Below are 25,942 nucleotides of genomic sequence, written 5' to 3'. Positions count from 1 at the left end.
TGAGGTCGACCGCCACCGGATTCTCGGGTTACAGTTCCGCATGCCCAGCCGTGCGACAAATACGGCGGTGATCGTGGCCGGGGCCGCAGAACTTACAGATCTTGCCTAGGAGGCAATACGTGAAGAAGTCCCTACTCGTCGCTCCCGCCCTGCTCGGCGCGACGGTGCTCGCGCTGTCGAGCTGCGCCGAGGCCCCCGGAAGCGGCGGCGAGTCGACCGCTCCCAGCGGTGGCACCAGCCCGAGCGCATCGGCCGGCGGTGCGGACTTCAAGGCCTGCATGGTCTCCGACTCCGGCGGTTTCGACGACAAGTCGTTCAACCAGACCTCCTACAAGGGTCTGACCGACGCTCAGAAGGAGCTCGGCATCCAGATCGGCCAGGTGGAGTCCAGCGCCACTGCTGACTTCGCCAAGAACATCCAGTCCATGGTGGACGCCAAGTGCAACATCATCGTCACGGTCGGCTTCCTGCTCGGCGACGCCACCTTGGCCGCGGCCAAGGCGAACCCGGAGATCGACTTCGCCATCGTCGACAGCGACGACCCGAGCTACGCCGAGGTGAAGAACCTCAAGCCGCTGGTGTTCAACACCGCAGAGTCCAGCTTCATGGCTGGCTATCTGGCGGCCGGGATGTCGCAGACCAAGAAGGTCGGCACCTTCGGCGGGGCCAAGATCCCGACCGTGACCATCTTCATGGACGGCTTCGCCCAGGGCGTGGCCCACTTCAACGAGAAGAAGGGTGGCGACGTCGCCGTCCTCGGCTGGGACTCGGCCAAGCAGGACGGTCAGTTCGTCCCCGGCGACAAGCCGTTCGAGGACGTGTCCGGCGGCAAGAACGTCGCCACCGGTCTGGTCAGCCAGGGCGCTGACATCTTGTTCCCGGTGGCGGGACCGGCCGGTGAGGGCGGCCTGCAGGCCGCCAAGGCCAGCGGCGGCAAGGTCAGCGCCATCTGGGTCGACACCGACGGCTGTGTCAGCGCGGCGGCGTACTGCCCACAGATCGTCACGAGCGTCTACAAGGGCATGGACGTCGCGGTCCGCGACGCCATCAAGGCCACCAAGGACGGCAGCTTCTCCAACGAGCCCTACGTCGGCGACCTGAAGAACGCCGGTACCGGCCTGTCGCCGTACCACGACTTCGAGAGCAAGGTTCCGGCCGAGCTGAAGTCCGAGGTCGAGCAGATCAAGGCCGACATCGAGTCGGGCGCCATCAAGATCACGTCGAAGTCCCAGCCGCAGAGCTGAGTCGACTGCAGCATCCACACGAGGGAGGTCACCGACGGTGACCTCCCTCGTGCGCCGTGCAGCCCCGCTGCACTCCGTTCCCGCGGCCCGCAGCACGCCGCACCCATGTAAGGATCGAGTCTGTGACGAACCCACGCGAGGGTCAGCGGTGGCCGACCATGCCGTCTGCTGCCACGGCGGACCCTCCGGAGCCGGCGCCCACCGGGCTTGCGCTGCGCGGCATCACCAAGCGGTTCGGCGCGCTGGTGGCCAACGACAGCATCGACCTCGACATCCGGCCCGGCGAGATCCACTGCCTGCTGGGCGAGAACGGGGCTGGCAAGTCGACGCTGATGAACGTGCTCTACGGCCTGCTCCAGCCCGACGAGGGCGAGATCGTCATCGACGGCGTCCGCCGGCGCTTCGACAGCCCGAAACAGGCGATGGCGGCGGGCATCGGCATGGTGCACCAGCACTTCATGCTGGTCGACGTGTTCTCGGTGGCCGAGAACCTGGTGCTGGGTCGTGAAGGCGGCACCGCCGGTGTGCTCAACATGCGCGCCGCCCGCAAACGGGTGCAGGAGCTGTCGGCCCGGTACAACTTCGGCGTCGACCCCGACGCCAGGGTCGAGGACCTGCCGGTCGGGGTGCAGCAGCGGGTCGAGATCCTCAAGGCGCTCGCGAACGACGCCCGGTATCTGATCTTCGATGAGCCGACCGCAGTCCTCACGCCGCAGGAGATCGACGAGCTGATCGAGGTGATGCGGTCACTGCGCGACGAGGGCCGCGCGATCGTCTTCATCACCCACAAGCTCCGCGAGGTCCGGGCCATCGCCGATCGGATCACCGTCGTCCGCCGCGGCAAGGTCGTCGGCACCGCACGACCCTCGGACTCCGAAGGCTCGCTGGCCGAGCTGATGGTCGGTCGGGCCGTCAACCTGGTGGTGGCCAAGGACCTTCCGCACCACGCCGCAGCACCACGGCTGGAGGTCCGAGGGCTCTCGGTGGCCGGGCCGTCCGGTGCGCTGGTGGTCGAGAACCTCGACCTGGAGGTCCGTGGCGGCGAGATCGTCTGCGTGGCCGGGGTGCAGGGCAACGGCCAAAGCGAGCTGGTCGAGGCGCTGCTCGGCGTTCTCGACGTCACCAGCGGCACGATCACCCTCGATGGTCGCGACATCACGTCGCTGACCCCGAAGCAGACCATCGACGCCGGCGTGGGCTACGTCCCCGAGGATCGCAAGCATGACGGTTTCGTCGGTACGTTCAGCGTGGCCGAGAACCTGGTGCTGAACAGCTTCGACGAACCGCCCTATGCCCACGGCATCGGGCTCAACCTGTCCCGGATCAGCCACAACGCCACCGAGCGGGTGGCGGAGTTCGACATTCGGACCCAGTCCATCGATACGCCGGTGGCCTCGCTCTCGGGCGGCAACCAGCAGAAGGTGGTGCTGGCCCGGGAGCTCTCCCGGCCGCTGTCGCTGCTGATCGCCAGCCAGCCGACGCGCGGTGTGGACGTCGGGGCGATCGAGTTCCTCCACCGGCGACTGGTGTCCGAGCGCGACAACGGCACGGCCGTGCTGATCGTGTCCACCGAGCTGGACGAGGTCACCGCGCTCGCCGACCGGATCGCGGTGATGTATCGCGGCCGGGTGGTCGGCACCGTCGGGCCCGACACGTCGCGGGAGGTGCTCGGGCTGATGATGGCCGGTGTGCCGACCGACGAGGCCCTGGCGTCCGCCTCGGTCACCACCGCCGCCGAAGAGGATGCCGCCCAGGAAGGGGACCAGTCGTGAGGTCAGCCAAGTCGACACCGCCGGGCCGCCCGGCGGCGTCGCCCCGGTCCCGGCCGGTGCGCGGCGGCCGGACGCCGCGGACCTTCCCGTGGCTGGAGGTCGTGACCACGCTCGCCGCCTTCGTGCTGGCCTTCGTGGTGGGGGCGGTGCTGATGATCGTCTCCGACACCGAGGTGCGGCAGACGTTCACCTACTTCTTCGACCGGCCGACCGACGCTCTGCGGGCGTCGGCGGCCAAGGTCGGTGGCGCTTACGGCGCCCTGGTCAAGGGGGCGGTCGGTGGCTGGGTGCCGATCACCGAGACCACCGCGCAGGCTGCGCCGCTGATCTGCGCCGGTCTGGGCGTCGCCCTGGCCTTCCGCGCTGGACTGTTCAACATCGGCGCCCAGGGTCAGGCGATCTGGGGTGCGGTGCTGGCCGCGTACGTCGGCTTCGCTGTCGACCTGCCGCCGGTGCTGCACCTGCTGGTGGCCATCCTGGCCGGTGTCGTCGGCGGCGGTATCTGGGGCGGCATCGTGGGCTGGCTCAAGGCCAAGGCGGGCGCGCACGAGGTGATCGTGACGATCATGATGAACTACATCGCCTCCGGCCTGTTGGCCTTCCTGCTGACCACCACTGCCTTCCAGCGACCCGGCCGCACCGACCCGATCTCGCCGGTGGTCGGCTGGGACGCGACCATGCCGCGGCTGGAGGGCAGTCGGCTGCACCTGGGCTTCGTGATCGCCCTGCTCGCTGCCGTCGCCGTCTGGTGGTTGCTGGACCGCTCCACCATCGGCTTCGCCATCCGGGCCGTCGGGTCCAACCCGCACGCGGCGGCCACTGCGGGGATGAGTGTGGCCCGCACCACCATCATCACCATGGGCCTGGCCGGTGCCCTGGCGGGGCTGGCCGGCGTCCAGGCGGCGCTCGCCCCGAGCGTGTCCGGCACACCGGTGCCGTTGTCCGCGGGGCTGGTCGGCTCGATCGGGTTCGACGCCATCACCGTTGCGCTGCTCGGCCGGTCCAAGCCGCTCGGTACGGTTCTGGCCGGCCTGCTGTTCGGCGCCCTGCACGCGGGTGGACTGTCGATGCAGAGCGTGGCTCAGACTCCGCTCACCCTGACCACCGTGCTGCAGGCGCTGATCGTGTTGTTCGTGGCAGCACCGGGGCTGGTCGCCACGTTCATCCCGTTCATGCGCGCGCGCAAGGCTCGACCGGTCGGCCCGGCGGCGGGGGCGCTGACATGAGCCACGAGACGACCAACCTGCACCACGGCCCAGCCGGCTCCGACGGCGCCGGTCACCAGCCCGCCGACCGGAGCGCCCGCAACGCCTCCTTCGTGGAGTCCGCCGAGCAGCGCCGCCAGCGGCGATCGACCGGGGTGCTGATCGCCCTGGTCGGGCTGGTGCTGCTGGTGCTGCTCGGCTCGACCACCGGTACGGCGAAGTTCGCCCTGTCCGACGCCTTCGACGAGGTGCAGCTGCCGACCGTGGCGGTGCCCGGGCTGGGCACCGTGGCGGTCTGCGGACTTCTCTGTCTGCTGGCCGGGGTGGGGTTCTTGTCGGGCCGGCTGCACGGCCGGTGGCCGGCGTTGGCCGGCACCGTGGCCGGGCTGGCGTTCGTCGTCGGCTTCCTGACCTGGGCTGCCGCCGGTCGCGACCTGCCGTTCCCGGTCAGCAACCAGTTCGCCGGCACCTTGACGCTGGCCACCCCGTTGGTGCTGGGTGCCATGTGCGGCGTGCTGTGCGAGCGGGCCGGGGTGGTCAACGTCTCGATCGAGGGTCAGTTCCTGGCCGCGGCCTTCGCCGCCGCCGTGGTTGGCAGCGTCACCGGGTCGATCCCTCTTGCGCTGGTCGCCGCGGTGCTCGCCGGGGTGGCCATGGCCGCCCTGCTGGCGGTGTTCTCGATCCGCTATCTGGTCAACCAGGTGGTGCTCGGCGTGGTCTTGAACCTGCTCGCGGTCGGCGTCACCGGCTTCTTGTTCGACCAGCTGGTGCAGCCGAACGCCGCGGCGTACAACTCCGCGCCGGTGCTGGAGACCATCGCCATCCCCGGTCTGTCCGCCATCCCGTTCTTCGGCCCGGTGCTGTTCGAGCAGACGATCCTGGCCTACCTGGCCGGGGCGTCGGTGCTGGTGGTCTGGCTGTTGCTGTTCACCACCAGCTGGGGGCTTCGGGTCAGGGCCGTCGGCGAGCATCCGCAGGCCGCGGACACCGTCGGCATCAGCGTGACCGCGATCCGCTGGTCGGCCGTGCTCGCCGGGGGCGTCTTCGCCGGGCTGGGCGGGGCGTTCTTCACCTTGGCCGCCACCGGTTCGTTCTCCAAAGAGCTCACCGTCGGCAACGGCTTCATCGCGTTGGCGGCGTTGATCATGGGCCGTTGGCACCCCGGGCTGGCAGCGCTGATGGCGTTGTTCTTCGGCTTCGTCACCCAGATGGCCTCCCAGCTGCAGACCCTGTCCACCCCGATGCCGAGCCAGTTCCTGCTGATCCTGCCCTACGTCGCCACCATCATCGCGGTGGCCGGATTGGTGGGCCGGGTACGCGCCCCCGCCGCCGACGGCATCCCGTACGAGAAGGCGTGAGCCGATGGTGACCGAGGCCGACTGGGACCGGTTGCGGTCTCGCGCCCGCGACATCTGTGCGCGGGCGTATGCGCCGTACTCGAACTATCAGGTCGGCGCCGCCGCGCTGGTCGACGACGGGCGGGTCGTGGCGGGCTGCAACGTGGAGAACGCCGCCTTCGGCGTCACGTTGTGTGCCGAGTGTGGTCTGGTGTCGGACCTGCACGCCACCGGGGGCGGCCGGCTGGTCGCCTTCGCCTGCGTCGACAAGCACGGCGCGGTGCTGATGCCGTGTGGCCGCTGTCGCCAGCTGCTGTGGGAGCACGGCGGCCCGAACTGCCTGGTCGACACACCGCGCGGCGTACGCTCGATGAACGAGGTGCTGCCGGACGCCTTCGGACCCGACCACCTGCGGCAGATGGCTGCGGCCGACGCCGAGCCGCTGCAGTAGGTCACTGACCACGACGGGCCGCGCAGCGGCCGGGAGGACCCCTATGAGTCTCGATCTGGACCTGCTGCGGGCAGCACCCAAGGTGTCCCTGCACGACCACCTCGACGGCGGTCTTCGGCCGCAGACCATCCTCGATCTGGCCGCCGAGATCGGGCACCCGCTGCCGGCCACGGACGCCGAGTCCCTGGCGCGCTGGTTCGTCGAGTCGGCCAGCTCCGGTTCGCTGGAGCGCTATCTCGAGACGTTCTCCCACACCGTCGCGGTGATGCAGACGGCCGAGAACCTGCGACGGGTGGCGCGGGAGTTCGTCGAGGATCTGGCTGCGGACGGCGTCGTCTACGCCGAGACCCGGTGGGCGCCCGAGCAGCATCTGCAGGATGGGCTGACACCGGCGGCGGCAGTCGTGGCCGTGCGCGACGGCCTGCGGGAGGGGATGGAGATCGCGGCCGAGCAGGGCCGCTCCATTCTCGTCCGGCAGCTGGTCACCTCGATGCGGCACGCCAGCCCGTCGCGCGAGATCGCCAAGCTGGCCATCCATTACCGCGATGACTCTGTGGCGGGGTTCGACATCGCCGGCGCGGAGGCGGGATTCCCGCCGAGCCGCTACCTGGACGCCTTCGAATATCTCAAGCGCAACAACGCCTACTTCACCATCCACGCCGGTGAGGCGTTCGGGCTGCCGTCGATCTGGGAGGCGCTGCAGATCTGTGGGGCGAACCGGTTGGGCCACGGCGTCCGGATCGTCGACGACGTCACCATCGGCGACGACGGCCGCGCGGTCCTCGGTGACCTCGCGGCCTACGTCCGCAACCAGCGGATACCGCTCGAGATGTGCCCGACGTCCAACGTGCAGACGGGGGCTGCCGCCTCCATCGCCGAGCACCCCATCGGGCTGTTGACCGACCTGCGGTTCCGGGTCACCGTCAACTGCGACAACCAGCTGATGAGCGGGACCACCCTGAGCCGGGAGTTCGCCCTGCTGGCGGAGGCGTTCGACTACACCCTCGCCGACGTGCGCTGGTTCACCGTGAACGCGGCCAAGAGCGCCTTCTATCCCTTCGACCACCGCCTGGCGCTGATCGAGGACGTGATCAAGCCCGGGTTCGCCGAGCTCGGCGCATGACCGGGTCGCCGCGGGTCGCACGGGGGACCGGAGCACCGCGGTGACAGCTCACGAGGTCATCGACCTGCTGACCATGATCGGCACGGTGGTGTTGGTGGCCAACGTGGCGCTGGCGTTGGTGACCCTGTTCCTGGAGCGTCGTGACCCGGCCTCGCTGTGGGCCTGGATCCTGGTGATGATGTTCGTCCCGGTGCTCGGCTTCCTGCTCTACGTCTTCGTCGGTCGGCGACTCACTCGGCGGAAGATCTTCCGGCTCCTGGACGGGGCGAAGGTGAGCTTCGGTGAGCTGGCCGAACAGCAGCGAGCCGCCATCGCGGCACACGAGTTCACCTTCGCCAACCCGGTCGCAGCCGAGCATCAGACGGTCGCCGAGCTGCTGATGTCGGACCGCGGTGCCCGGTTGTCCCAGGACAACGCGGTCACGGTCTTCCACGACGGCCGGGAGAAGTTCGACGCCTTGTTGGCCGACATCCGCGCCGCCCAGGACTCCGTCCACCTGCTCTACTACATCTTTCGCGCCGACAAGCTGGGACTGCGGGTGCTCGACACGCTCGCCGAGCGGGCCGAGGCGGGCGTCCAGGTGCTGCTGGTCTACGACGCGCTCGGCGGCAAGCAGCTCCGGCGCAAGCACCTGGCCCGGCTGAGGGCCGCCGGCGGCAGGGCGTACCCGTTCTTCCCCGCCGGCTGGTGGCTGATCAACTACCGCTCCCACCGCAAGATGGCCGTCATCGACGGGAAGGTGGGCTACGTCGGTGGGTTCAACGTGGGGGACGAGTATCTGGGCGAGGACCCGAAGTTCGGCTACTGGCGCGACACCCATCTGCGGATCGAGGGAGGGGCTGTCAGCTCCATCCAGCGGCGGCTGCTGATGGACTACAACGCCGCCGCTCCGGCGCACCACCAGGTGGTGTGGCAGGACAGGTTCTTCCCACCGGTGGGAGGTGACCCGGGCTCGGTGGCCATGCAGATCGTCTCCAGCGGCCCGGACTCGCAGTGGGAGCGGATCAAGTACGGCTATCTCAAGATCATCGGCAGCGCGCAGCAGTCGGTGTGGATCCAGTCGCCGTACTTCATGCCCGATGCCGCGATGCTGGAGGCACTGAAGCTGGCCGCCCGGTCGGGCCTGGACGTGCGCTTGATGATCCCGGACAAGCCCGACCACCTGCTGGTCTACCCGGCCACCCTCAGCTACGCCGACGAGCTGGTCGCGTGTGGCGGGAAGGTCCACATCTTCCGCGGCGGCTTCCTGCACGCCAAGACCGTGTTGGTGGACGGCGAGCTCGGCTCGGTGGGTACGGCGAACCTCGACTACCGGAGCTTCCGGCTCGACTTCGAGGTCAATGCCTTCTTCTACGACGCCGAGCTGGGCGCTGTGCTGCGCGACATCTATCTCGCTGACCTGCGCCGGTGCACCGACTTCGATCACGCCGAGGTGTATCGCCACCCCGTCATCGGTCGGGTCAAGGAGGGCGTCAGCCGGCTGGTGTCGCCATTGCTGTGAACCGTGGCGTCGGCCTGGCCCTCTCGGCCCGGCCGCCGGCCTCAGCGGCGGGAAACGGTTCTGTCGTGAGTGGGGCCGGGCACTAGGGTTGGGCCCATGAGTTCTCGTGTTCTGACCGCTGTCGCCTGGCCGTACGCCAACGGCCCCCGGCACATCGGTCATGTGTCCGGCTTCGGTGTGCCCTCTGACGTCTTCTCCCGGTTCATGCGGATGAGCGGGCACGACGTGCTGATGGTGTCCGGGACCGACGAGCACGGCACCCCGATCTCGGTCCAGGCGGAGCGCGAGGGGATGACCACCCGCCAGCTGGCCGACAAGTACAACCGGGTGATCGTCGAGGATCTGCAGGGTCTGGGCCTGTCGTACGACCTGTTCACCCGCACCACCACCCGCAACCACTACCGCGTGGTGCAGGAGATGTTCCTCGGGCTGTACAAGAACGGCTATGTGGTCCCGAAGACCGCGATGGGTGCGGTCAGCCCGTCCACCGGCCGTACGCTGCCGGACCGCTACATCGAGGGCACCTGTCCGATCTGCGGCTACGACGGCGCCCGCGGCGACCAGTGCGACAACTGCGGCAACCAGCTCGACCCGATCGACTTGAAGAACCCGCGCTCTCGGATCAACGGCGAGACGCCGAGGTTCGTCGAGACCGAGCACTTCTTCCTCGACCTGCCCGCGCTCGCCAACTCGCTCGGGACGTGGCTGTCCGAACGGACCGACTGGCGCCCGAACGTGCTCAAGTTCAGTCAGAACCTGCTGGCTGACCTGCGACCGCGCGCCATCACCCGCGACCTGGACTGGGGCGTGCCGATCCCGCTGGACGGCTGGCGCGACCAGCCGATGAAGCGGCTCTACGTGTGGTTCGACGCGGTCATCGGCTATCTGTCGGCGTCGGTGGAGTGGGCGACCCGCACCGGCGACCCCGAGGCGTGGCGACAGTGGTGGACCGAACCGGACGCCCTCGGGTACTACTTCATGGGCAAGGACAACATCGTCTTCCACTCGGTCATCTGGCCGGGGATGCTGCTCGGCCAGAACGGTCGCGGTGATCACGGCGGCACCGTCGGGCCGCTCGGCGACCTCAACCTGCCTGACGAGGTGGTGTCGAGTGAATACCTGACCATGAGCGGCTCGAAGTTCTCCACCAGCCGCGGCAAGGTGATCTACGTCGGCGACTTCCTCCGCGACTTCGGACCTGACGCGTTGCGGTATTTCATCGCCGTGGCCGGGCCGGAGAACCAGGACACCGACTTCACCTGGGACGAGTTCGTCCGCCGGACCAACTTCGAGCTGGCCAACGAGTGGGGCAACCTGGTCAACCGCTCGGTCTCGATGGCACACAAGAACGTCGGTGCCATCCCGGAGGCCACCGACCTGCGCGACATCGACCACGAGCTGCTGAACACCTCCAAGGCAGCGTTCGACGCTGTCGGCGCTCTGCTGAAGCGCAACCGCTTCAAGCAGGCCTCCGGCGAGGCGATGCGGCTGGTCGGTGCCGCGAACAAGTACATCTCCGACACCGAGCCGTGGAAGCTCAAGGATGACCCGGCCCGCCGGGACTCGGTGCTGCACACCGCCTTGCAGGTGGTCTCCGACGCCAATACCCTGCTCACCCCGTTCCTGCCGCATGCAGCCCAGAAGGTCCACGAGGCGCTGGGCGGCACCGGGGTGTGGGCCGCGCAACCGGAGATCCGTACGGTCAGCGAGGAGGGCGGACCGGACTACCCGGTGCTGATGGGTGAGTACGCCGCCGAGCAGGCCCGGTGGGAGTCCATCCCGATCGAAGCCGGGCGGCCGCTGGCGAAGCCGTCGCCGCTGTTCGCCAAGATCGACGAGAAGCTGGGGGAGACCGGGCCGGAGTGGGCCAGCCTGGTCGACTGAGCTGGGCGAGCCGTCTCCTCGTAGTTCGAGCGGCTCGGGCACAGGTCTGCCGGCGGGCGGGGCCGTTCGCCACGGCCCGGGTCAACGACGGCGGGCGAGGACGAACCCCTGCCGGTGCCGCTCGCCGGGCCGCGGGGCGCGATCCGCGGCCGCCACCAGCTCGAACCCGCCGGTGGTGAGCAGGTCGCTGAGATAGCCGGTGTGGTGGAGATAGGCCCGCAGCGTCACGTCGTGTCCGTATGCACCGTCGATGACCCGAGCGCCGGTGCCCGCCTGATAACCGAGCAGCAGCAGCCCGTCGACGACCAGCACTCGGGCGAACTCCTCGATCACGGGCCTCAGGTCACTCGGCGGGAGGTGGATGATCGAATACCAGGACAGGACGCCGTCGAAGGTGGCGTCCGGGTGCGGGAGCGCGCCGAGGCCCGCGACGGACAGCGGGATGTCGGGGTGCGACGCACGGGCGCAGGCCACCATCGCCGGGGAGAGGTCGACGCCGGCCAACCGGTCGACGCCGCCCGAGCTGAGATAGCTGAGCATCCGCCCCGCTCCGCAGCCGGCGTCGAGGACCGAGGCCGCCGACCCGGGCAGCAGTGCCATGAAGTGGTCGAGCATGCCGAGGTCCAGCGGTGCCTCGTACGACGTGTCCGGCAGCAACTGGGCATAGCTGGCGGCCACGGTGTCGTAGAAGCTCCGAGTGCGCCGTTCATCGGGTTCGCTCACCCGTCGACCGTAGCGGGGGAACTCCGACACCTCGACGGATGCTGCAGCGCGCGGTACCGATGCCGCGCGGAATAGGCCGGCCTCGGCGGGAGTTGCCCGGCTATGAGCACAGATCTCGATCTGCACGCACTGCTGGCGACAAGCCGGCTGGGCATCCTCGCCACCATCAAGAAAGACGGCCGGCCCCAGCTGTCGCCCGTCACGCCGTTCTACGACCGCGCTGCCGGCCAGATCCAGGTGTCGATGACCGAGGGGCGGGCCAAAACCGCCAACCTCCGCCGCGACCCGCGGGTCTCCCTCGAGGTCACCAGCGCCGACGGGTGGACCTGGGCGACGGCGGAGGGCACCGCCACCCTGATCGGGCCGGGCACCGATCCGGACGGCCCGGATGTGCAGGCGCTGGTCGCCTACTACCGTGCCGCCGCCGGTGAGCACCCGGACTGGGCCGACTACCGCCGCGTGATGGTGGCCGACCGTCGGGTGCTGATGACGATGAGCGTCGAAAAGGTGTACGGCGCGTCCATCGGCCGGTGACAGAATGCCTGCGTGCGCCGGTTCAGCCAGCTAGATGTCTTCACCTCCCAGCTCGGGCTGGGCAATCCGTTGGCGGTCGTCCATGACGCCGAGGGGTTGACCGACGACCAGCTGGCGGCCTTCGCCCGCTGGACCAACTTGTCGGAGACGACGTTCCTGCTGCCGCCGACCCGGCCCGAAGCCGACTATCGGGTCCGCATCTTCACCACCACGGCTGAGCTGCCGTTCGCGGGGCACCCCACCCTCGGCTCCGCGGCGGCGTGGCTGGCCGCCGGCGGAACACCCCAGGGCTCGCCGGGACCGGTGCAGGAGTGCGCCGCCGGCCTGGTCGGGCTGCGTCGTGACCAGAACCGATTGGCGTTCGCGGCGCCGCCGCTGATCCGCAGCGGTCCGGTGGATCCCGCGGGTCTCGCCGCAGTGGTCGCCGGGCTCGGCCTGGGCCCGGGTCAGGTGGTGGACGCCCACTGGATCGACAACGGTCCGGGTTGGGTGGGACTGCTGCTCGACAGTGCCGAGTCGGTGCTCGGCATCGAGCGCGGCGCCGGACCGCTCGCCCCGTACTCCAAGGTGGGGGTGATCGGCCCGTACGCCGACCCTACGGTGGCCGACTTCGAGGTCCGGGCTTTCGTGCCCGGTGCGACCGGCGGCGAGGACCCGGTGACGGGCAGCCTGAACGCAGGCTTCGCCCAGTGGCTGATCTCCACCGGCCGCGCGCCGCAGCGTTACACCGCGCGGCAGGGGACCCGGGTGCGGCGCCGAGGGCTGGTGTACGTGGAGCAGGAGGGCGCGACCGTCTGGATCGGCGGGGACACGGTGCTCGGCATCACCGGAGCTGTTGCGCTCTGACGTCCCTCACCCACCTCGTAGCTCAGGCGGCGGGGCCAACGTGGTGATGCAGAACGGGTGTCCCGCCGGGTCCAGCAGAATCCGCCAGCGCGGGTCCGGCTGGGGGTCCGCCAGCCGGGCGCCCAACGCCAGGGCACGCGCCTCGGGCTCGTCCAGCTCGGCGCCCGCGGTGAGGTCGAGATGCACGATGGAGCTGCCCGGCCAGAGCGGCGGACGATAGCCTCGACGCGTTGAGGGATCAGCAGCACCCCGGGCACCTGCACGCCGACGCTGCCGGGGCGACTCCACAACAGACGTCCGCCGAGCAGTCCGAGATAGAACTCCCCGAGCGCGGCGGGATCGGCGCAGTCCAGGGAGATCCCGACGAACCGCAGCGGCGGGATGTCGGCCTCGCTCATCGGCCGACGGTATCGCCCGGGTGCCTCACAGGTCCACGGGATAGCTCAGGGTCAGCTCGTCCGCCGGCACGCCGCGGATACCCCAGTTGGAGCGTGGCGTCTCGGTGATGGTGATCTCCAGGTCGTGCGGGGCGACGCCGACCGCCGCCACCTCGCGGTACAGCTGCCGGATGAGGTCCTTGCGGCACTCGACCGATCGCCCTTCGAACATGCTCACCTCGATGATGGTGTAGTCGAGGGTGCGGTCCGGAGGGGTCCAGAACATGCCCGCTTCCAGCGGCACGAAACGGTGGAACCGCTTGTCCGCCGGGAGCTGCAGCGCGCTCGTCGTTGCCGCGTGAATAGCGTCCGAGAGCTGCCGGACCCGTCCGCGCAGCACGTCGGCGTGTCCGTACACCACGATCTGAGCCATGACCCTAGTTCTACACCGAGGGCGCGACGGTGAGCGGCGAAGGTCAGCGCAGCCGGACGACAGCCAGCAGCAGCTCCGACGGCAGCTCGGCTGAGCGACCCGTCAGGATCGACAGGGTGCCGTCGTCCGGCGGCAGGCCCAGGGTGCGGCAGACCTCGACGTCGAGCTGGCCGGTCGTGGTCACTGTCCGGTGGTCGACCGCGTCATTGCGTACGTTCTCGATCGGCCCCGTGTCGATCTGGACCGTATCCCCGGGCAGCGCCGCAGCCAGTGCCGGCCGCCCGGTCACCTCGATCGACGGCGGCTGAGGCTCGAGTCGTCCGTCCACCTCGACCAGCTCGGTTGCCTGGTGGCCGCCGTCGAGCACCGTCCGCGCCACCGCGGCGACGTACGCCGGGTCGCCGCAGCCGTCGTAGACCCAGCGCCGGCCCAGGACCGAGTGCTCCATGGTCTGGATCAGATGCTGCTCCGCAGCGGGCAGCGCGGCACCGCGATAGGTCAACGGCACCTGCAGGATCGGCCCGTCGCCGGCGCGGACCAATAGGGTCTCGATCCCGACCTCACCGGCGGGGTCGTCGAAGCGGAAGGACCCGACCCGGTGCAGTGGGACGGCGTGGTGCACGCCCGACCACGGCTGGCGGGTCAGCCACGGCGCCACGAGCTCGAGCTTGGTGGGGTGCAGCTCCGCTTGGTAGATGAGCGCCATGGCATCAGATCCTAGGCCAGCTGCCTGTCCGGCACTGCTGGTCCACCGGGCGCCCGCGTCATGGGTGATCGGGAGAGCTGGAGATGGTCATCGTCTCGGTGTCGATCGCGCGATGAGTCGTTCGTCATCTCGATGACGCAGCCCGAGGTGCGGCTTCGGGCGAGAGAGAACGGACGGGGATCATGACAACGATCAGCGCATTCCAGAGCATCACCCTCGACGGTGTCATGCAGGCGCCCGGCAGGGCAGATGAGGACACCCGCGAGGGCTTCGCGCACGGTGGCTGGGCCGACGGCTACTCCGACGAGGTATCGATGCGGTTCGCCAGTGAGAGCATGTCGAGCGCGGGGTCCTTGCTGTTCGGACACCGCACGTACGACGACGTGCTCGGCTTCTGGACCACGACGGGCGAGGCCAACCCCTTCACCGACGTCCTCATCCGGACACCGAAGTACGTGGTCTCCCGCTCCGCCCACACCGAGTTGGCTTATCCGCAGTCCACCCTGCTGGCCGGCGACGCGGTCGAGACTGTCGCGGCCCTGCGCGAGCAGATTGACGGCGACCTCACGATCATGGGCTCGGGAGAGCTGATCCGCTCGATGCATGCCGCTGGGCTGGTCGGCAGATACATCCTGCAGATCCATCCCATCGTGCTCGGCTCGGGCACCAAGCTCTTCACCGATGGCACCCGGACCGACCTGACGTTGGTGCGTTCGGTCAGGACCAGCACCGGCGTCATCATTGCCGAGTACACCGTTGGCCCGTAGCCGCTGATAGACGTCGACGCCACGACCTGAGGAAGATGGAGCCATGCGCTACACGCTGCTGTTGCACTACCCCGAAGCAGACGCCGACACGGTGGGCGCCGAGGCGATCGAGGAGGCCCAGCGGGCCTTCACCAGCTACGCCTCGACCCTGCACCAGGCCGGCGTGCTGATCGCTGCCGAGGTGCTCCAGCCCTCCACCAGCAGCACCACCTTGCGGATGGTCGATGCCCAGCTGCTGGTGCAGGACGGACCGTTCGCTGACACCAAGGAGCAACTCGGCGGAACGGTGGTGATCGACGTGCCCGACCTGGACACCGCACTGGAGTGGGCCCGGCAGGCCCCATCGATCTCCTGGGGCGCGGTCGAGGTCCGACCGGGCGCGACGCACACCGTCGCCGGACACTGGACACCCAATAGATGACCGCCGCAGCGGCGCGGGCCAGGGCCGAGCAGGTCGCCCGGACGTCCTACGGGCGCCTGCTCGCGCTGTTGGCGGCGCGCACCCACGACCTCAGCCTCGCCGAGGACGCCCTGGCTGGTGCGTTCGAGCAGGCACTGCGCAGCTGGCCGTCCGGTGCCGTCCCTGACAACCCGGAAGGCTGGCTGCTCACCGTGGCCCGCAACCGTCAACGTGACACCTGGAAGTCGGCGGCGCACCGCAGGTCGGCCCCGCTGGAGGCCGCCACCGCCACGACAGATATCGCCATTTCACCGCTGGACGCCGTTGACCCCGACGCCATCGGCGACAAACGCCTGGAGCTCCTCTTCGTCTGCGCACATCCAGCGATCGACCCCGCCGTACGTACGCCGCTGATGCTGCAGACCGTCCTCGGCTTCGACGCAGCCCGCATCGCCGCAGTCTTCGCCGTCGCGCCCACGACGATGGCACAGCGCCTGGTACGGGCGAAGAAGCGAATCCGGGACGCGCGCATCCCCTTCACGGTGCCGAGCCGGCGCAGCATGCCCGAGCGTCTGCCCGCTGTGCTCGAAGCCGTCTACGCGTGCTACTCCATCACCTGTGCCGACCGGAGCGATCAGGGCCAGGACCTCGCCGGTGAAGCGCAGTATCTGGCCGTCACCCTCGCGACCCTGCTGCGCAGCGAGCCCGAGGCATGGGGACTCGCAGCCCTCATTGCGTTCTCCCGCGCGCGGCTGCCGGGGCAGGCCGGAGGATTCGTCCCCCTCGACGAACAAGACACCCGCAGGTGGGACCCCGACCTGGTTGCCCAGGGAAGCTCCTACCTGCAGCGCACCAGCCAGCCGGGGGTGCCCGGCCGCTTCCGGCTCGAAGCCGCTATCCAGGCCGTCCACTGCGACCGCGCCCGCACCGGTCGCACCGACTGGGTGGCCCTGCGCACGCTCTACGCCGCGCTGGTCATGGTCGCTCCCAGCCTGGGCGCCCGGGTCGCCCTGGCCACGGTCACCGGCCGCGTTGACGGCCCCGAAGCCGGGCTGATCGCACTCGACTCCCTCACCGCCAACTGCGACGGGGGAGCCGGCGCGCAGTTCCAGCCCTATCACGCGGCCCGAGCTGACCTGCTGAGCCGAGCCGGCCGCCCGGCCGAGGCCGCTGACGCGTTCACCACGGCCGCCGCCCTCACCGGCGACGCCTCAGCACGCCACTACCTCCTGCGTCGGGCCACCGACGGCGGGTCGAGCCCGGCTTAGTCAGGAGCTCGGCTTAGTCAGGAGCACCGTTCGCCGTGGCTGGGCGGTGCCGCGACTCAGGCGTGATAGCGCTGCGCGGCGGCCAGCGCCTCGCGGAGCTGGTCGGCGTTCATCCGCGGACCGTAGCCGGGGGTGTCCCGCTGGATCCGCCAACCCTCGGCCAGCGGACCGGCGTCGACGGTGTCGAACCCGAACTCGTCCAGCAGCGTCGTGACGGTCTGCTTGGCCGCGTCGTCGTCGCCGGCGATCACCAGCGCCCGACGGTTCGAGGTGCCGGTCGGAGTGCCGTCAGTGGTGAGGTCGGCGGCATAGATGTGGTTGAAGGCCTTGACCACCAAGGACTGCGGCAGGTGGGCCTGCAGCAGCTCCGCGGTGGTGGTGCTCTCGTTCTCCAGCTCGGCGATCTCGCCGTCACGCTGCGGGTAGTAGTTGTTGGTGTCGATAACGATCTTGTTGGCCAGCGGTTCGACCGGCACGTCGGCCACATTCTTCAGCGGTACGGACACCACCACCAGGTCGCCGGCGGCGCCGGCCTCCGCGGCGGTCGCGGCGCGGGCCTTGGGGCCGAGCTCGGCGATGAGGTCCGAGAGCGTCTCGGGTCCCCGGGAGTTGCTGAGGACGACGTCGTAGCCGGCGGCGATGGCGAGGCGGGCGACCTGGGCGCCGATGTTGCCAGCGCCGATGAGACCGATGGTGGAGATTCCTGGTGCAGTCATGTCCGCACAACGGTCGACGGTTCGACGGTTATTCCCCGGCGGGGGCCTGGCTAGGGGGCCACGGCCAGCAGCGCGACGGCCTCGCGCATCCGAATCGGCCGGCAGCCGGCGGTGAGCGCGCGGCGGCGTACCTCGGGTTCGGCACGCCACTGGGCAATCCCACGGCGGGCGAGCACCCAGACCGGTTTACGGTGCTCGCGCAGGTCACGCAGGAACCGCAGCACCAGCGTGATGGTCCGCGGCCGGTCGAGGTAGAGCGCCGTGACGTCCAGACCCGCCGCCCGACACCGGCTGACCATGTCGGGCGCGAAGATCCCCTCCGCCACGAAGGTCTGGCCGGGGGCGAGCTCGAGGCGGTGCCAGGCCGTCCGCGCGTTCCGGGCGATGTCGTAGGTCGGCACGTCGGCCACCCCGGTCCGACAGAGCTGGACGATCACCGCCAGCGCGGCGTCGGCGTCCCAGCTGCGGATGTCGTCCCAGTCCACGATCCCCAGCGTGTGCGGCAGGTCGGGGTGGTCGCCGTCGTAGTAGAAGTCGTCCAGCGCCAGCCGTGGGCAGCCCGCCAACCGGGCCAGCCGGGACTTGCCACTCCCGGAGGCACCGGCCAGCAGGATCAGCCGGTGGGACGTGTCGCCGGTCAGTAGCTGCCGCCGGAGGCCAGCGACAGCGACCCGGTCGGGTGCCAGACCGTCTTGATCTCCAAGAACGCCCGCATCCGGGCGGTGCCCGGGGACGCGGTGAAGTCCGGCGTCCCGTGCGGGGCATACACCCGCTTGACGGTCTGCGAGGCCGCCCGCTCCAACACCACGCGCAGCGCGGGGTCGGCCCCGGTCAGGTCGAGGGCGTTGACGTCGGCGTGCGCGGCCAGGTGCGGGGCGACCTCGGCCGGCTGACCGGTGAGCAGGTTGACCACACCGCCGGGCAGGTCGGAGGTGGCCAGCACCTCCGCGAAGGTGATCGCCACGGTGGGGTCCTCGGCGGCGGCCAGAACGACGCAGGCGTTGCCGGTCGCCAGCAGGGGCGCGACCACCGAGACCAGACCCAGCAGGGCCGAGGCGGTCGGGGCGATCGCGGCGACCACCCCGGTGGGCTCGGGTGCTGAGTAGGAGAAGAACGGGCCGGACACGGGGTTGGCGCCGCCGAACACGGCGGCCAGCTTGTCGGTCCAGCCGGCGTAGTGGACCAACCGGTCGACCGAGGCGTCGACCTCGGCGGTGGCGTCGCGGGTGCTGCTGCCGCGGCTCGCCGCCAGCAGCTCGACGAACTGCGGTCGGCGGGCGTCCAGCATCTCCGCCGCCCGGTAGATCACCTGGCCGCGGTTGTACGGCGTCGCGCCGGACCAGGCGGCGAACCCCTTGCGGGCGGCTGACACGGCGTCGCGGCCGTCCTTGCGGGAGGCGAGTGCGGCGTTGGCCATGAACTTCCCCTTCGCGTCGTACGCGGGATAGGTACGGCCCGACTCCGAGCGGGGGAACTTGCCACCGACAAAGAGCTTGTAGGTCTTCGGAACACCGAGGTGAGCCATCAGCGGGCCCCCCGTCCGGTCACGACCGGTTCGTCATCGGTCTGCAGGTAGGCCGCCAGCCCGGCCGGTCCGCCCTCGCGGCCGAACCCGGACTCCTGGTAGCCGCCGAAGCTGGCCGTCGGGTCGAACTGGTTGAAGGTGTTGTCCCAGATGACGCCGGCCCGCAGCGCCGCCGCCATCCCCATCGCCCGCGACCCCTTCTCGGTCCAGACCCCGGCCGCCAGCCCGTACGGGGTGTTGTTGGCCTTGGCCACGGCCTCGTCCGGCGTACGGAAGGTGAGCGTGGTCAGCACCGGTCCGAAGATCTCGTCCCGAGCCACCCGCATCGAGGCGGTCGCATCGGTGAAGATGGTCGGGGCGACGTAGTAGCCCGCGGTGGGCAGTGGGCACGAGGACCGCCAGACCGAGGCGCCTTCGCCGACGCCGATCTCCACCAGCGTGTTGATGCGTTCCAGCTGCACCGCGGAGTTGATCGCCCCGACGTCGGTGTTCTTGTCCAGCGGGTCACCCACCCGCAGCGTCTCGACCCGCTGCTTGAGCCGCTCCAGGAACTCCTCGGAGATCGACTCCTGCACCAGCAGCCGCGAGCCGGCGCAGCAGACCTGGCCGGCGTTGAAGAAGATCCCGTTGACGATGCCCTCGATCGCCTGATCCTGGGCGGCGTCGTCGAAGACGATGTTGGCGCCCTTGCCACCCAGCTCCAAGGTGATCTTGCGGCCGGTGCCGGCCAGATCGTGGGAGATCTTGCGGCCGACCGCGGTCGAGCCGGTGAAGGCGACCTTGTCCAGGCCGGGGTGGTTGACCAGGGCGGAACCGATGTCGCCGGCCCCGGTCAGGATGTTGACCACCCCCGGCGGCAGGTCGGCGTCGGCGATGATCTCGGCCAGCACCAAGATCGACAGCGGTGTCGTCTCGGCCGGTTTGATCACCACGGTGTTGCCGGCGGCCAGCGCCGGGGCGATCTTCCACGCCGCCATCAGCAGCGGGAAGTTCCACGGGATCACCTGCCCGGCGACCCCGAGCGGAGCAGGGGAGGCGCCGAGGCCGAGATGCTGGAGCTTGTCGGCCCAGCCGGCGTAGTAGAAGAAGTGCTGGGCCGCCGCCGGTACGTCGAAGTCGCGGGTCTCGCGAATCGGCTTGCCGTTGTCCAGGGTCTCGATCACCGCGAGCTCCCGGGCCCGCTCGGCGATGCCGCGGGCGATCCGGAACAGATACTTGCCCCGCTCGGCCCCGCTCATCCGCGACCACACCCGGTCGTACGCCCGGCGGGCGGCGGTGACCGCGGTGTCGACGTCGGCGGTGTCCACCAGCGACACCGTCGACAAGGTGGTGGCGTTGCCGGGGTTGACGGTGTCCAGGTCGGCGCCGCGGCCCTCGACGAACTTGCCGTCGACGAACGGCAGATAGCGCGGCTTGATAGCCGCGATGGCGGCGGACTCGAGGGCGGGGGCGTAGTCCCAGGTGGCACTGGCGATGGTCATGATCAACTTCCTCAGTCGACGGTGACGTAGTCGGGGCCCCAGTAGTGGCCTTCGCGCTGGGTACGTCGTTGCATGATCAGGTCGTTCAGCACCGATGAGGCACCGAACCTGAAGTAGTGCGGGTCGAGCCAGGCGGGCCCGGCGACCTCGTTGACAGCGACCAGATATTTGATGGCGTCCTTGGTGGTGCGGATCCCACCGGCCGGCTTGACCGAGCGCTGCTGACCGGTCAGCGTCTTCCAGTCCTTCACCGCCTGCAGCATCACGTGGGTGACCGGCAGCGTGGCCGCCGGGCTCACCTTGCCGGTGGAGGTCTTGATGAAGTCCCCACCCGCCAGCAGGGCGAGCCAGGAGGCACGGCGGACGTTGTCGTAGGTGGCCAGCTCCCCGGTCTCCAAGATGACCTTGAGGCGGGCCGACCCGCACGCGGCCTTGACGGCCTGGATCTGCTCGAAGACGACTCCGTAGCGACCGGACAGGAACGCACCACGGTCGATGACCATGTCGATCTCGTCGGCGCCGGCGGCGACGGCCAGGGCGGTGTCGGCGAGCTTGACCTGCAGGCTGGTACGCCCGGCGGGGAACGCAGTGGCGACGGCGGCCACCTTCACCCCGGACCCGGCGAGCTCCGCCGCGGCGGTGGCGGCGAGGTCGGGATAGACGCAGATGGCGGCCGGCCGCGGGGTGTCCGGCTGGTCGGGATCGGGCAGCAGCGCCTTGCGGGCCAGGTTGCGGACCTTCCCCGGGGTGTCCGCACCCTCGAGCGTGGTCAGGTCGACCATGGAGATGGCCAGGTCGATGGCGGTGAGCTTGGAGGCCTTCTTGATCGAGCGCGTGGCGAGCAGGGCCGCGCGCTGCTCCACCCCGACCGGGTCCACGCCGGGCAGACCGAGCAGGAAACGCCGTAGCGAAGCCTCGTCCCGGACCGCGTCGGACAGGGCGCTGGGCAGGCGATCGCCCGGTCCCGCCTCGCTCCCGACGCCGTTGCGGTCGGCACCCGGGGTGTTGGACGCACGCTCCGTCGGGCTGACAGCACTCATGTCCCGATGCTCTCACAGGTCTCGAATGCGCTCCGAACCCTCAGCATGCTGAAATACCGCCGTGAGCGACGCGAAGACCATCGGTCCGTACCGGATTCGGCGCACGATCTCCGAGGGGCCGGGCGGGAGTCTGCACCACGCCATCGCCCGCAATGGCGACCCGTGCGTGCTGGTCGTGGCCGCGCCGGACAACGCGGACTTCGCCACTCGGGTGAACTCGGTGCTGATCCTGCCCGGTGCGGTCAGCAACGCCAGCCTCTATCAGGGCGAGCCGCGCTGGGCGGCCGTTCCGGCGGACCGCAAGGACGTCCAGCAGTTCCTGCTCGGCTACGGACCACCGCCACTGCCGCCGGCACCGTCGTTCCCGCCCCCCGTCGCCGCTGCGGTGCAACCGGCGAGCGGGTCGCCGGTGATCAAGGTCTTGGCCACCCTGGTCGCGATCGCCTGCCTGATGCTGGTGGTGGTCCTGGTCCAGGATCCGGATTCGACGGCGCGAACGGCGCCCGCTCCCGTCCCTCCCGTCCCTCGCGTCACCGCAGCGAGCCCGAGCCAAGGCCCCGCCACCCCGTCCGGTCCCGCCACCCCGTCCAGATCCGCCGACCCGTCGAGTACGGCCACCCCGCGTACGCCCAGCTCCACGCCGAGCGGTCCGACCACCACCACGGCACCCCAACCACGCCCGAGCACCACGTCATCGCCGGTCCGTGGCGGTCGACCGCCGGAGGTGCCGATGCTGGCGCGCACCTGGGAGAAGGGCGCCGACGTCTACCGGATGGAGCTCGGCGACTTCGCCTTCGTCTTCGACGCCCCCGGCGACTTCGGCTGCATGCGCAGCAGCCGCGGTGGGGCCGTGCGCTGGGTCTGCATCGACGAGGATGTCCAAGGCGATGACCGGTCCGGTGGCGTCCTCATCCAGGACCCCTGCGGCGCCTGCGGCGACGCCGAGGTCAAGACCCTGTTGGAAAAGTACGCCGCGGGGCTGTTCGCCAAGGCCGAGCAGGTGGAGCCCGGGACGCGGGTGCTGGAGCGGCACGACGCCTCGGGTCCGCTGCCGCATCGATACTGGCTGTCGCGGACCTTCGACACCAACGACGACGGCAAGCCCGACCACCACCTGATGGCGTGGATGCAGGCTGACGACGGCAACCGCGAGCCTGTCGAGAAGATGTTCGGCGATCTCTACGACGCCACCCGGTGACGGCGCGCTAGAAGGCGGAGATACCCGTCAGCGCCTGGCCGATCACCAGCTGGTGCACCTCGGAGGTTCCCTCGTACGTCAGCACCGACTCGAGGTTGTTGGCGTGCCGCATCACCGGGTACTCACCGGTGATGCCGTTGGCGCCGAGGATCGTGCGGCACTCGCGAGCGATGGCCAGTGACTCACGGACGTTGTTGAGCTTGCCGAGGCTCACCTGACGCGGCTCGAGGCGATGATCATCTTTGAGTCGGCCGAGGTGCAGGGCCAGCAGAAACCCCTTCTGCAGCTCGAGTGTCATGTCGGCCAGCTTGGCCTGGGTCAGCTGGAAGGACGACAGCGGTCGGCCGAAGACCTCGCGGCTGTCGGCGTAGTCCAGCGCGGTCTCCAGGCAGTCGCGGGCCGCGCCGAGCGCACCGAAGACGATCCCGAACCGGGCTTCGTTCAAGCAGGACAGGGGTCCGCGAAGTCCGGTGACCTCGGGCAGCACGGCATCTGCGGGTAGCCGTACCCCGTCAAGCACCAGCTCGGAGGTGACCGAGGCCCGCAGCGACAGCTTCTGGCTGATCTTGGGAGCGGCGAACCCCGGCGTGGTCGTGGGCACCACGAAGCCGCGGATTCCCTTGCCGGTGGTGGATTCGTCGGTCTGCGCCCAGACCACCGCGACATCGGCCACCGAGCCGTTGGTGATCCACATCTTGGTGCCGTCGAGCACCCAGTCGCTGCCGTCACGCCGGGCCCGGGTTCGCATCCCGGCCGGGTTGGACCCGAAGTCGGCCTCGGTCAGGCCGAAGCAGCCGATGGCTTCGCCCGAGGCCATCCGGGGCAACCAGGCCTGCTTCTGCTCCTCGCTGCCGAACTTCCAGATCGCGAACATGGCCAGCGAACCCTGCACCGACACCAGGCTGCGGACGCCGGAGTCCCCGGCCTCCAGCTCCAGGCAGGCCAGCCCGTAGGACACCGCATTGGTGCCGGCGCAGCCGTAGCCCTCAAGATGCATGCCCAGCAGCCCCAGCGAACCGGCTTCCTTGACCAGCGACAGGTCGATCTCGCCATCCTCGTACCAGGAGGCGATCGAGGGCCGGACCCGCCCGTCCACGAAGTCGCGCACTGCGGCCTGGATGTCGCGTTCGTCCTCGGTCAGCAGGTGGTCGACGCCGAGCAGGGCCAGCGGCGCGGTGCCCGATCTTGACGTGGGGGTGGCGCTCGGAGGGGGTGTGGTGGTCATCGTGTGCTTCCCGTCATGGTCGTCCAGCCACAGCTGTGGCTGCCTTCTCGATCTCGTCCTCGCCCAGCAGCACGTGCTGCGCCGCCATGCCCAGCGGGATGAAGCTGTCCACACCGGCGACCCGGGCCAGGGGGCCGGTGAAGCCGCCGTCGACCAGCGCGGCCAGCACCGCCTCGCCGACGCCGCCGCTGTGCCGGGTCTCATCGACCACCAGCACCCGGCCCGCGGCCCGGGCGGCCTGCATCAGGTCGGCCACCGGCAGCGGCGCCAGCCAGCGCAGGTCCAGCACCGAGGTCCGTACCCCGGCCTCCGCCAGCCGCCGGGCCACCCGCAGGCTCATCGGTACGCCGTTGCCGAAGGTGACCAGGCACAGGTCGGCGTCGGTCGGACCGTAGTGGCGCGCGCGTCCGAGCGGCACATGCTCGCCGCGGTCGACACTCAGCCAGCCGTCGTCCCCCGGTTCGTGCAGGTCGCGGACGTGATAGAGCGCGATGGGTTCCAAGAACACCGACACCGTGGCGTCGACCGCCGCCGCCGCGACACAGCTGCGCAGCATCGCGGCCGCGTCGTCGCCCCGGCTCGGGCAGGCGATCACTAGCCCTGGGATGTCACGAAGGACGCCGACGGCGTTGTCGTTGTGGAAGTGCCCGCCGAAGCCCTTCTGATATGCCAGTCCGGGCACCCGCACCACCATCGGGTTGGTGTACGCGCCACCGGAGAAGAACGCCAACGACGCCGCCTCGCCGCGGATCTGGTCCTCGGCGTTGTGCAGGTAGGCCAGGTACTGGATCTCCGGGATGGGCAGCAGCCCTTGCAGGGCGGTGCCGAGTCCCAGGCCCAGGATCGACTGCTCGTCGAGGATGGTGTCGAAGACGCGGGCGCCGCCGTAGCGTCGCTGCAGCCCACGGGTGACGCCGTAGACGCCGCCCTTGACGCCGACGTCCTCGCCGAACACCAGCACCCGGGGGTCGGCGGCCATCAGCTCGGCCAGGGTGGTGTTGATCGACCCGGCCAAGGTGGTCGCCGGTGGCGGCATGCGGATCGGTGCTGCGGTGCCGGCCAGTCTGCTGACGTGGTCGGCGACCTGATCGGGGTGCCGCGGCGACAGCGGGGCCGCCACCTCGGCGGCCGACTCCAGCCGGCGACCGCCGATGAGTTCCTCGGCCTGCTCCGCCACCTCGGCCGCGATGTCGTCGTAGCGGCCAAGCACGTCGACCGAGCTCGCGCCCGCGGCCAGCAGCAACCGGGCGGTGGCCAGCAACGGATCGCGGGTCAGATCGGCCTCGAGCTCGGCGGCCTTGCGGTAGGCGATCTCGGCGTCGCTGCCGGCATGGGCGAGGAAGCGAACGGTCTGCAGGTGCAGGAAACCGGGGCGTCGGGTGGTCCGCACGGTGTCCACCGCGTGGCTGATCGCGGCCCAGGCCCGCGCCGGGTCGGCCCCGTCGGCGCTGGTGTAGGTCAGACCGGGCCGGGAGCCGTACGCCGCCTCGATCCAACCGGGCGGGGTCGGCACCGAGATGCCGTACCCGTTGTCCTCGCAGACGAAGAGGACCGGCACGGCCAAGCCACGGAAGGCACTGGCCAGAGCGGCGTTCACCGCACCGGCGGCGGTGGAGTGGTTGGCCGAGGCGTCGCCGAACGAGCAGACCACCACGGCATCGCGAGGCCATCGCCCCGCCACGTTGAGCCGGCGTGACCGGGCCAGCGCCAATCCCAGCCCGACGGCTCGGGGGAGGTGCGAGGCGATGGTGGAGGTCTGCGGGATCACCGACAGCTGGGGGTGGCCGAAGACCTTGTGCCGGCCGCCGGCGATGGGCTCGTCGGCCAGTCCCATCAGACCCTGCAGCACGTCGCGGATCGGGCTGCTGCCCGCCACCTGGCTCGCGCGGGCGGCGTAGAACGCACCGGAGCGGTAGTGCAGCAGCGCGGGGTCGTCCGGCCGCAGTGCCAAGGCGACCAGGCCGTTGGACTCGTGACCGGAGGACCCGATCGTGTAGTACCCCAGCCCGCGGGCCTGCAACGCACGGGCCGCGAGGTCGAGGTGCCGGCTCGCGGCCTGGGCAGCGAAGACCTGCCACCAGTCCAGCGCCGGTCCGGCCGGCCTCAGGTCCGCAGCCGGACGCGCCGGTTCCGCCGCCTGGACAGCGGCGCGGAAGCTGGCGTCGAGGGGATGCACACTGAGGCCG

General features: G+C 70.1%; 25 protein-coding genes. 14 read left to right on the top strand and 11 right to left on the bottom strand.

What is annotated here, in order from left to right:
* The first annotated feature begins 119 nt into the window (after nt 1–119).
* The 8 genes from AC1XX3_RS02515 (at nt 120) to metG (ending at nt 10,517) form a co-directional block, all read left to right on the top strand.
* Entirely contained in the window at nt 120–1,244 is a 1,125-nt protein-coding gene (locus tag AC1XX3_RS02515; protein WP_483319497.1) for a BMP family lipoprotein, read from the top strand.
* A gap of 158 nt (nt 1,245–1,402) precedes the next feature.
* The gene (locus AC1XX3_RS02510) at nt 1,403–3,016 is read left to right on the top strand and encodes an ABC transporter ATP-binding protein (RefSeq protein ID WP_483320201.1); all 1,614 of its coding nucleotides are present in this window, start codon (nt 1,403–1,405) and stop codon (nt 3,014–3,016) included.
* Between the two features lie 56 nt (nt 3,017–3,072).
* The gene (locus AC1XX3_RS02505) at nt 3,073–4,242 is read left to right on the top strand and encodes an ABC transporter permease (RefSeq protein WP_483320200.1); all 1,170 of its coding nucleotides are present in this window, start codon (nt 3,073–3,075) and stop codon (nt 4,240–4,242) included.
* Nucleotides 4,239–5,579 (top strand): ABC transporter permease, encoded by a 1,341-nt coding sequence (locus AC1XX3_RS02500; RefSeq protein ID WP_483319496.1) that lies wholly within the window; start codon nt 4,239–4,241, stop codon nt 5,577–5,579. The genes AC1XX3_RS02505 and AC1XX3_RS02500 overlap by 4 nt, the downstream gene beginning before the upstream one ends.
* Nucleotides 5,580–5,583: 4 nt before the next feature.
* The gene (locus tag AC1XX3_RS02495; protein ID WP_483319495.1) at nt 5,584–6,009 is read left to right on the top strand and encodes a cytidine deaminase; all 426 of its coding nucleotides are present in this window, start codon (nt 5,584–5,586) and stop codon (nt 6,007–6,009) included.
* A gap of 43 nt (nt 6,010–6,052) precedes the next feature.
* The gene (locus AC1XX3_RS02490) at nt 6,053–7,132 is read left to right on the top strand and encodes an adenosine deaminase (protein ID WP_483319494.1); all 1,080 of its coding nucleotides are present in this window, start codon (nt 6,053–6,055) and stop codon (nt 7,130–7,132) included.
* Nucleotides 7,133–7,172: 40 nt separating this feature from the next.
* Entirely contained in the window at nt 7,173–8,633 is a 1,461-nt protein-coding gene (gene cls, locus AC1XX3_RS02485; protein ID WP_483319493.1) for a cardiolipin synthase, read from the top strand.
* A gap of 96 nt (nt 8,634–8,729) precedes the next feature.
* Nucleotides 8,730–10,517 carry a methionine--tRNA ligase gene (gene metG / locus AC1XX3_RS02480; protein WP_483319492.1) on the top strand — a complete coding sequence of 596 codons (1,788 nt, stop codon included), beginning with the start codon at nt 8,730–8,732 and terminating at the stop codon, nt 10,515–10,517.
* An 81-nt stretch (nt 10,518–10,598) separates the two neighbouring features.
* Here metG and AC1XX3_RS02475 read toward each other — a convergent pair whose 3' ends face one another.
* On the bottom strand, nt 10,599–11,240 hold the full coding sequence (locus tag AC1XX3_RS02475) for a class I SAM-dependent DNA methyltransferase (protein ID WP_483319491.1): 642 nt from the start codon (nt 11,238–11,240) through the stop codon (nt 10,599–10,601).
* A gap of 102 nt (nt 11,241–11,342) precedes the next feature.
* Between AC1XX3_RS02475 and AC1XX3_RS02470 the strand changes: the two genes are divergently transcribed.
* Nucleotides 11,343–11,774: a PPOX class F420-dependent oxidoreductase gene (locus AC1XX3_RS02470; protein WP_483319490.1), complete on the top strand. Its 432-nt coding sequence runs from the start codon at nt 11,343–11,345 to the stop codon at nt 11,772–11,774.
* Between the two features lie 12 nt (nt 11,775–11,786).
* On the top strand, nt 11,787–12,620 hold the full coding sequence (locus AC1XX3_RS02465; RefSeq protein WP_483319489.1) for a PhzF family phenazine biosynthesis protein: 834 nt from the start codon (nt 11,787–11,789) through the stop codon (nt 12,618–12,620).
* 6 nt (nt 12,621–12,626) lie between these two features.
* Here AC1XX3_RS02465 and AC1XX3_RS02460 read toward each other — a convergent pair whose 3' ends face one another.
* The 3 genes from AC1XX3_RS02460 to AC1XX3_RS02450 all read right to left on the bottom strand — a co-directional run bounded on the left by AC1XX3_RS02460 (nt 12,627) and on the right by AC1XX3_RS02450 (nt 14,136).
* The gene (locus AC1XX3_RS02460) at nt 12,627–12,908 is read right to left on the bottom strand and encodes a VOC family protein (protein ID WP_483319488.1); all 282 of its coding nucleotides are present in this window, start codon (nt 12,906–12,908) and stop codon (nt 12,627–12,629) included.
* A 135-nt stretch (nt 12,909–13,043) separates the two neighbouring features.
* The gene (locus AC1XX3_RS02455) at nt 13,044–13,430 is read right to left on the bottom strand and encodes a tautomerase family protein (protein WP_483319487.1); all 387 of its coding nucleotides are present in this window, start codon (nt 13,428–13,430) and stop codon (nt 13,044–13,046) included.
* A gap of 43 nt (nt 13,431–13,473) precedes the next feature.
* Nucleotides 13,474–14,136: a CG0192-related protein gene (locus AC1XX3_RS02450; RefSeq protein ID WP_483319486.1), complete on the bottom strand. Its 663-nt coding sequence runs from the start codon at nt 14,134–14,136 to the stop codon at nt 13,474–13,476.
* 182 nt (nt 14,137–14,318) lie between these two features.
* On the opposite strand from AC1XX3_RS02450, the gene AC1XX3_RS02445 reads away from it, so the two are divergent.
* Genes AC1XX3_RS02445 through AC1XX3_RS02435 form a run of 3 tightly spaced genes read left to right on the top strand, consistent with a single transcriptional unit; the run spans nt 14,319 to nt 16,571 of the window.
* Nucleotides 14,319–14,903, top strand: a complete 585-nt coding sequence (locus AC1XX3_RS02445; protein WP_483319485.1) for a dihydrofolate reductase family protein — start codon at nt 14,319–14,321, stop codon at nt 14,901–14,903.
* 43 nt (nt 14,904–14,946) lie between these two features.
* Nucleotides 14,947–15,324 (top strand): YciI family protein, encoded by a 378-nt coding sequence (locus AC1XX3_RS02440; RefSeq protein WP_483319484.1) that lies wholly within the window; start codon nt 14,947–14,949, stop codon nt 15,322–15,324.
* Nucleotides 15,321–16,571, top strand: a complete 1,251-nt coding sequence (locus AC1XX3_RS02435) for an RNA polymerase sigma factor (protein WP_483319483.1) — start codon at nt 15,321–15,323, stop codon at nt 16,569–16,571. Before AC1XX3_RS02440 ends, AC1XX3_RS02435 begins: the two co-directional genes overlap by 4 nt.
* A 56-nt stretch (nt 16,572–16,627) precedes the next feature.
* On the opposite strand, the gene AC1XX3_RS02430 is transcribed toward AC1XX3_RS02435, so the two are convergent.
* The 5 genes from AC1XX3_RS02430 to deoC all read right to left on the bottom strand — a co-directional run bounded on the left by AC1XX3_RS02430 (nt 16,628) and on the right by deoC (nt 21,333).
* Nucleotides 16,628–17,287 carry an NADPH-dependent F420 reductase gene (locus tag AC1XX3_RS02430; protein WP_483319482.1) on the bottom strand — a complete coding sequence of 220 codons (660 nt, stop codon included), beginning with the start codon at nt 17,285–17,287 and terminating at the stop codon, nt 16,628–16,630.
* A gap of 50 nt (nt 17,288–17,337) precedes the next feature.
* Complete coding sequence (locus AC1XX3_RS02425; RefSeq protein WP_483319481.1) at nt 17,338–17,853, bottom strand: uridine kinase; 516 nt, start codon at nt 17,851–17,853, stop codon at nt 17,338–17,340.
* 71 nt (nt 17,854–17,924) lie between these two features.
* On the bottom strand, nt 17,925–18,812 hold the full coding sequence (locus AC1XX3_RS02420) for an aldehyde dehydrogenase family protein (protein WP_483319480.1): 888 nt from the start codon (nt 18,810–18,812) through the stop codon (nt 17,925–17,927).
* The gene (locus AC1XX3_RS02415) at nt 18,812–20,293 is read right to left on the bottom strand and encodes an aldehyde dehydrogenase family protein (protein WP_483319479.1); all 1,482 of its coding nucleotides are present in this window, start codon (nt 20,291–20,293) and stop codon (nt 18,812–18,814) included. Before AC1XX3_RS02415 ends, AC1XX3_RS02420 begins: the two co-directional genes overlap by 1 nt.
* 11 nt (nt 20,294–20,304) lie before the next feature.
* Nucleotides 20,305–21,333, bottom strand: coding sequence for a deoxyribose-phosphate aldolase (gene deoC, locus AC1XX3_RS02410; protein WP_483319478.1), 1,029 nt, complete (start codon nt 21,331–21,333; stop codon nt 20,305–20,307).
* A 61-nt stretch (nt 21,334–21,394) separates the two neighbouring features.
* Between deoC and AC1XX3_RS02405 the strand changes: the two genes are divergently transcribed.
* Complete coding sequence (locus AC1XX3_RS02405; RefSeq protein ID WP_483319477.1) at nt 21,395–22,531, top strand: hypothetical protein; 1,137 nt, start codon at nt 21,395–21,397, stop codon at nt 22,529–22,531.
* A 7-nt stretch (nt 22,532–22,538) separates the two neighbouring features.
* Here AC1XX3_RS02405 and AC1XX3_RS02400 read toward each other — a convergent pair whose 3' ends face one another.
* Together AC1XX3_RS02400 and AC1XX3_RS02395 are read right to left on the bottom strand one after the other, a co-directional pair.
* A complete protein-coding gene (locus tag AC1XX3_RS02400; RefSeq protein WP_483319476.1) occupies nt 22,539–23,756 on the bottom strand; it encodes an acyl-CoA dehydrogenase family protein in 1,218 nt (405 codons plus the stop codon).
* A 13-nt stretch (nt 23,757–23,769) separates the two neighbouring features.
* Nucleotides 23,770–25,932, bottom strand: a complete 2,163-nt coding sequence (locus tag AC1XX3_RS02395; protein ID WP_483319475.1) for a thiamine pyrophosphate-dependent enzyme — start codon at nt 25,930–25,932, stop codon at nt 23,770–23,772.
* Nucleotides 25,933–25,942: the final 10 nt, after the last annotated feature.

This window comes from Microlunatus sp. M237, assembly GCF_056896895.1.
This window is presented reverse-complemented; position numbering and strand designations above follow the sequence as displayed.

Bases quoted from the DNA above. Each gene is read 5' to 3' on its own strand.
- AC1XX3_RS02510 (WP_483320201.1), top strand. From the start codon at position 1,403: ATGCCGTCTGCTGCCACGGCGGACCCTCCGGAGCCGGCGCCCACCGGG.
- AC1XX3_RS02440 (WP_483319484.1), top strand. From the start codon at position 14,947: ATGCGCTACACGCTGCTGTTGCACTACCCCGAAGCAGACGCCGACACG.
- AC1XX3_RS02455 (WP_483319487.1), bottom strand. From the start codon at position 13,430: ATGGCTCAGATCGTGGTGTACGGACACGCCGACGTGCTGCGCGGACGG.
- AC1XX3_RS02435 (WP_483319483.1), top strand. From the start codon at position 15,321: ATGACCGCCGCAGCGGCGCGGGCCAGGGCCGAGCAGGTCGCCCGGACG.
- AC1XX3_RS02420 (WP_483319480.1), bottom strand. From the start codon at position 18,812: ATGGCTCACCTCGGTGTTCCGAAGACCTACAAGCTCTTTGTCGGTGGC.
- AC1XX3_RS02445 (WP_483319485.1), top strand. From the start codon at position 14,319: ATGACAACGATCAGCGCATTCCAGAGCATCACCCTCGACGGTGTCATG.
- AC1XX3_RS02500 (WP_483319496.1), top strand. From the start codon at position 4,239: ATGAGCCACGAGACGACCAACCTGCACCACGGCCCAGCCGGCTCCGAC.
- AC1XX3_RS02400 (WP_483319476.1), bottom strand. From the start codon at position 23,756: ATGACCACCACACCCCCTCCGAGCGCCACCCCCACGTCAAGATCGGGC.
- AC1XX3_RS02450 (WP_483319486.1), bottom strand. From the start codon at position 14,136: ATGGCGCTCATCTACCAAGCGGAGCTGCACCCCACCAAGCTCGAGCTC.
- AC1XX3_RS02490 (WP_483319494.1), top strand. From the start codon at position 6,053: ATGAGTCTCGATCTGGACCTGCTGCGGGCAGCACCCAAGGTGTCCCTG.
- deoC (WP_483319478.1), bottom strand. From the start codon at position 21,333: ATGAGTGCTGTCAGCCCGACGGAGCGTGCGTCCAACACCCCGGGTGCC.
- metG (WP_483319492.1), top strand. From the start codon at position 8,730: ATGAGTTCTCGTGTTCTGACCGCTGTCGCCTGGCCGTACGCCAACGGC.
- AC1XX3_RS02430 (WP_483319482.1), bottom strand. From the start codon at position 17,287: ATGACTGCACCAGGAATCTCCACCATCGGTCTCATCGGCGCTGGCAAC.
- AC1XX3_RS02415 (WP_483319479.1), bottom strand. From the start codon at position 20,293: ATGACCATCGCCAGTGCCACCTGGGACTACGCCCCCGCCCTCGAGTCC.
- AC1XX3_RS02470 (WP_483319490.1), top strand. From the start codon at position 11,343: ATGAGCACAGATCTCGATCTGCACGCACTGCTGGCGACAAGCCGGCTG.
- AC1XX3_RS02495 (WP_483319495.1), top strand. From the start codon at position 5,584: ATGGTGACCGAGGCCGACTGGGACCGGTTGCGGTCTCGCGCCCGCGAC.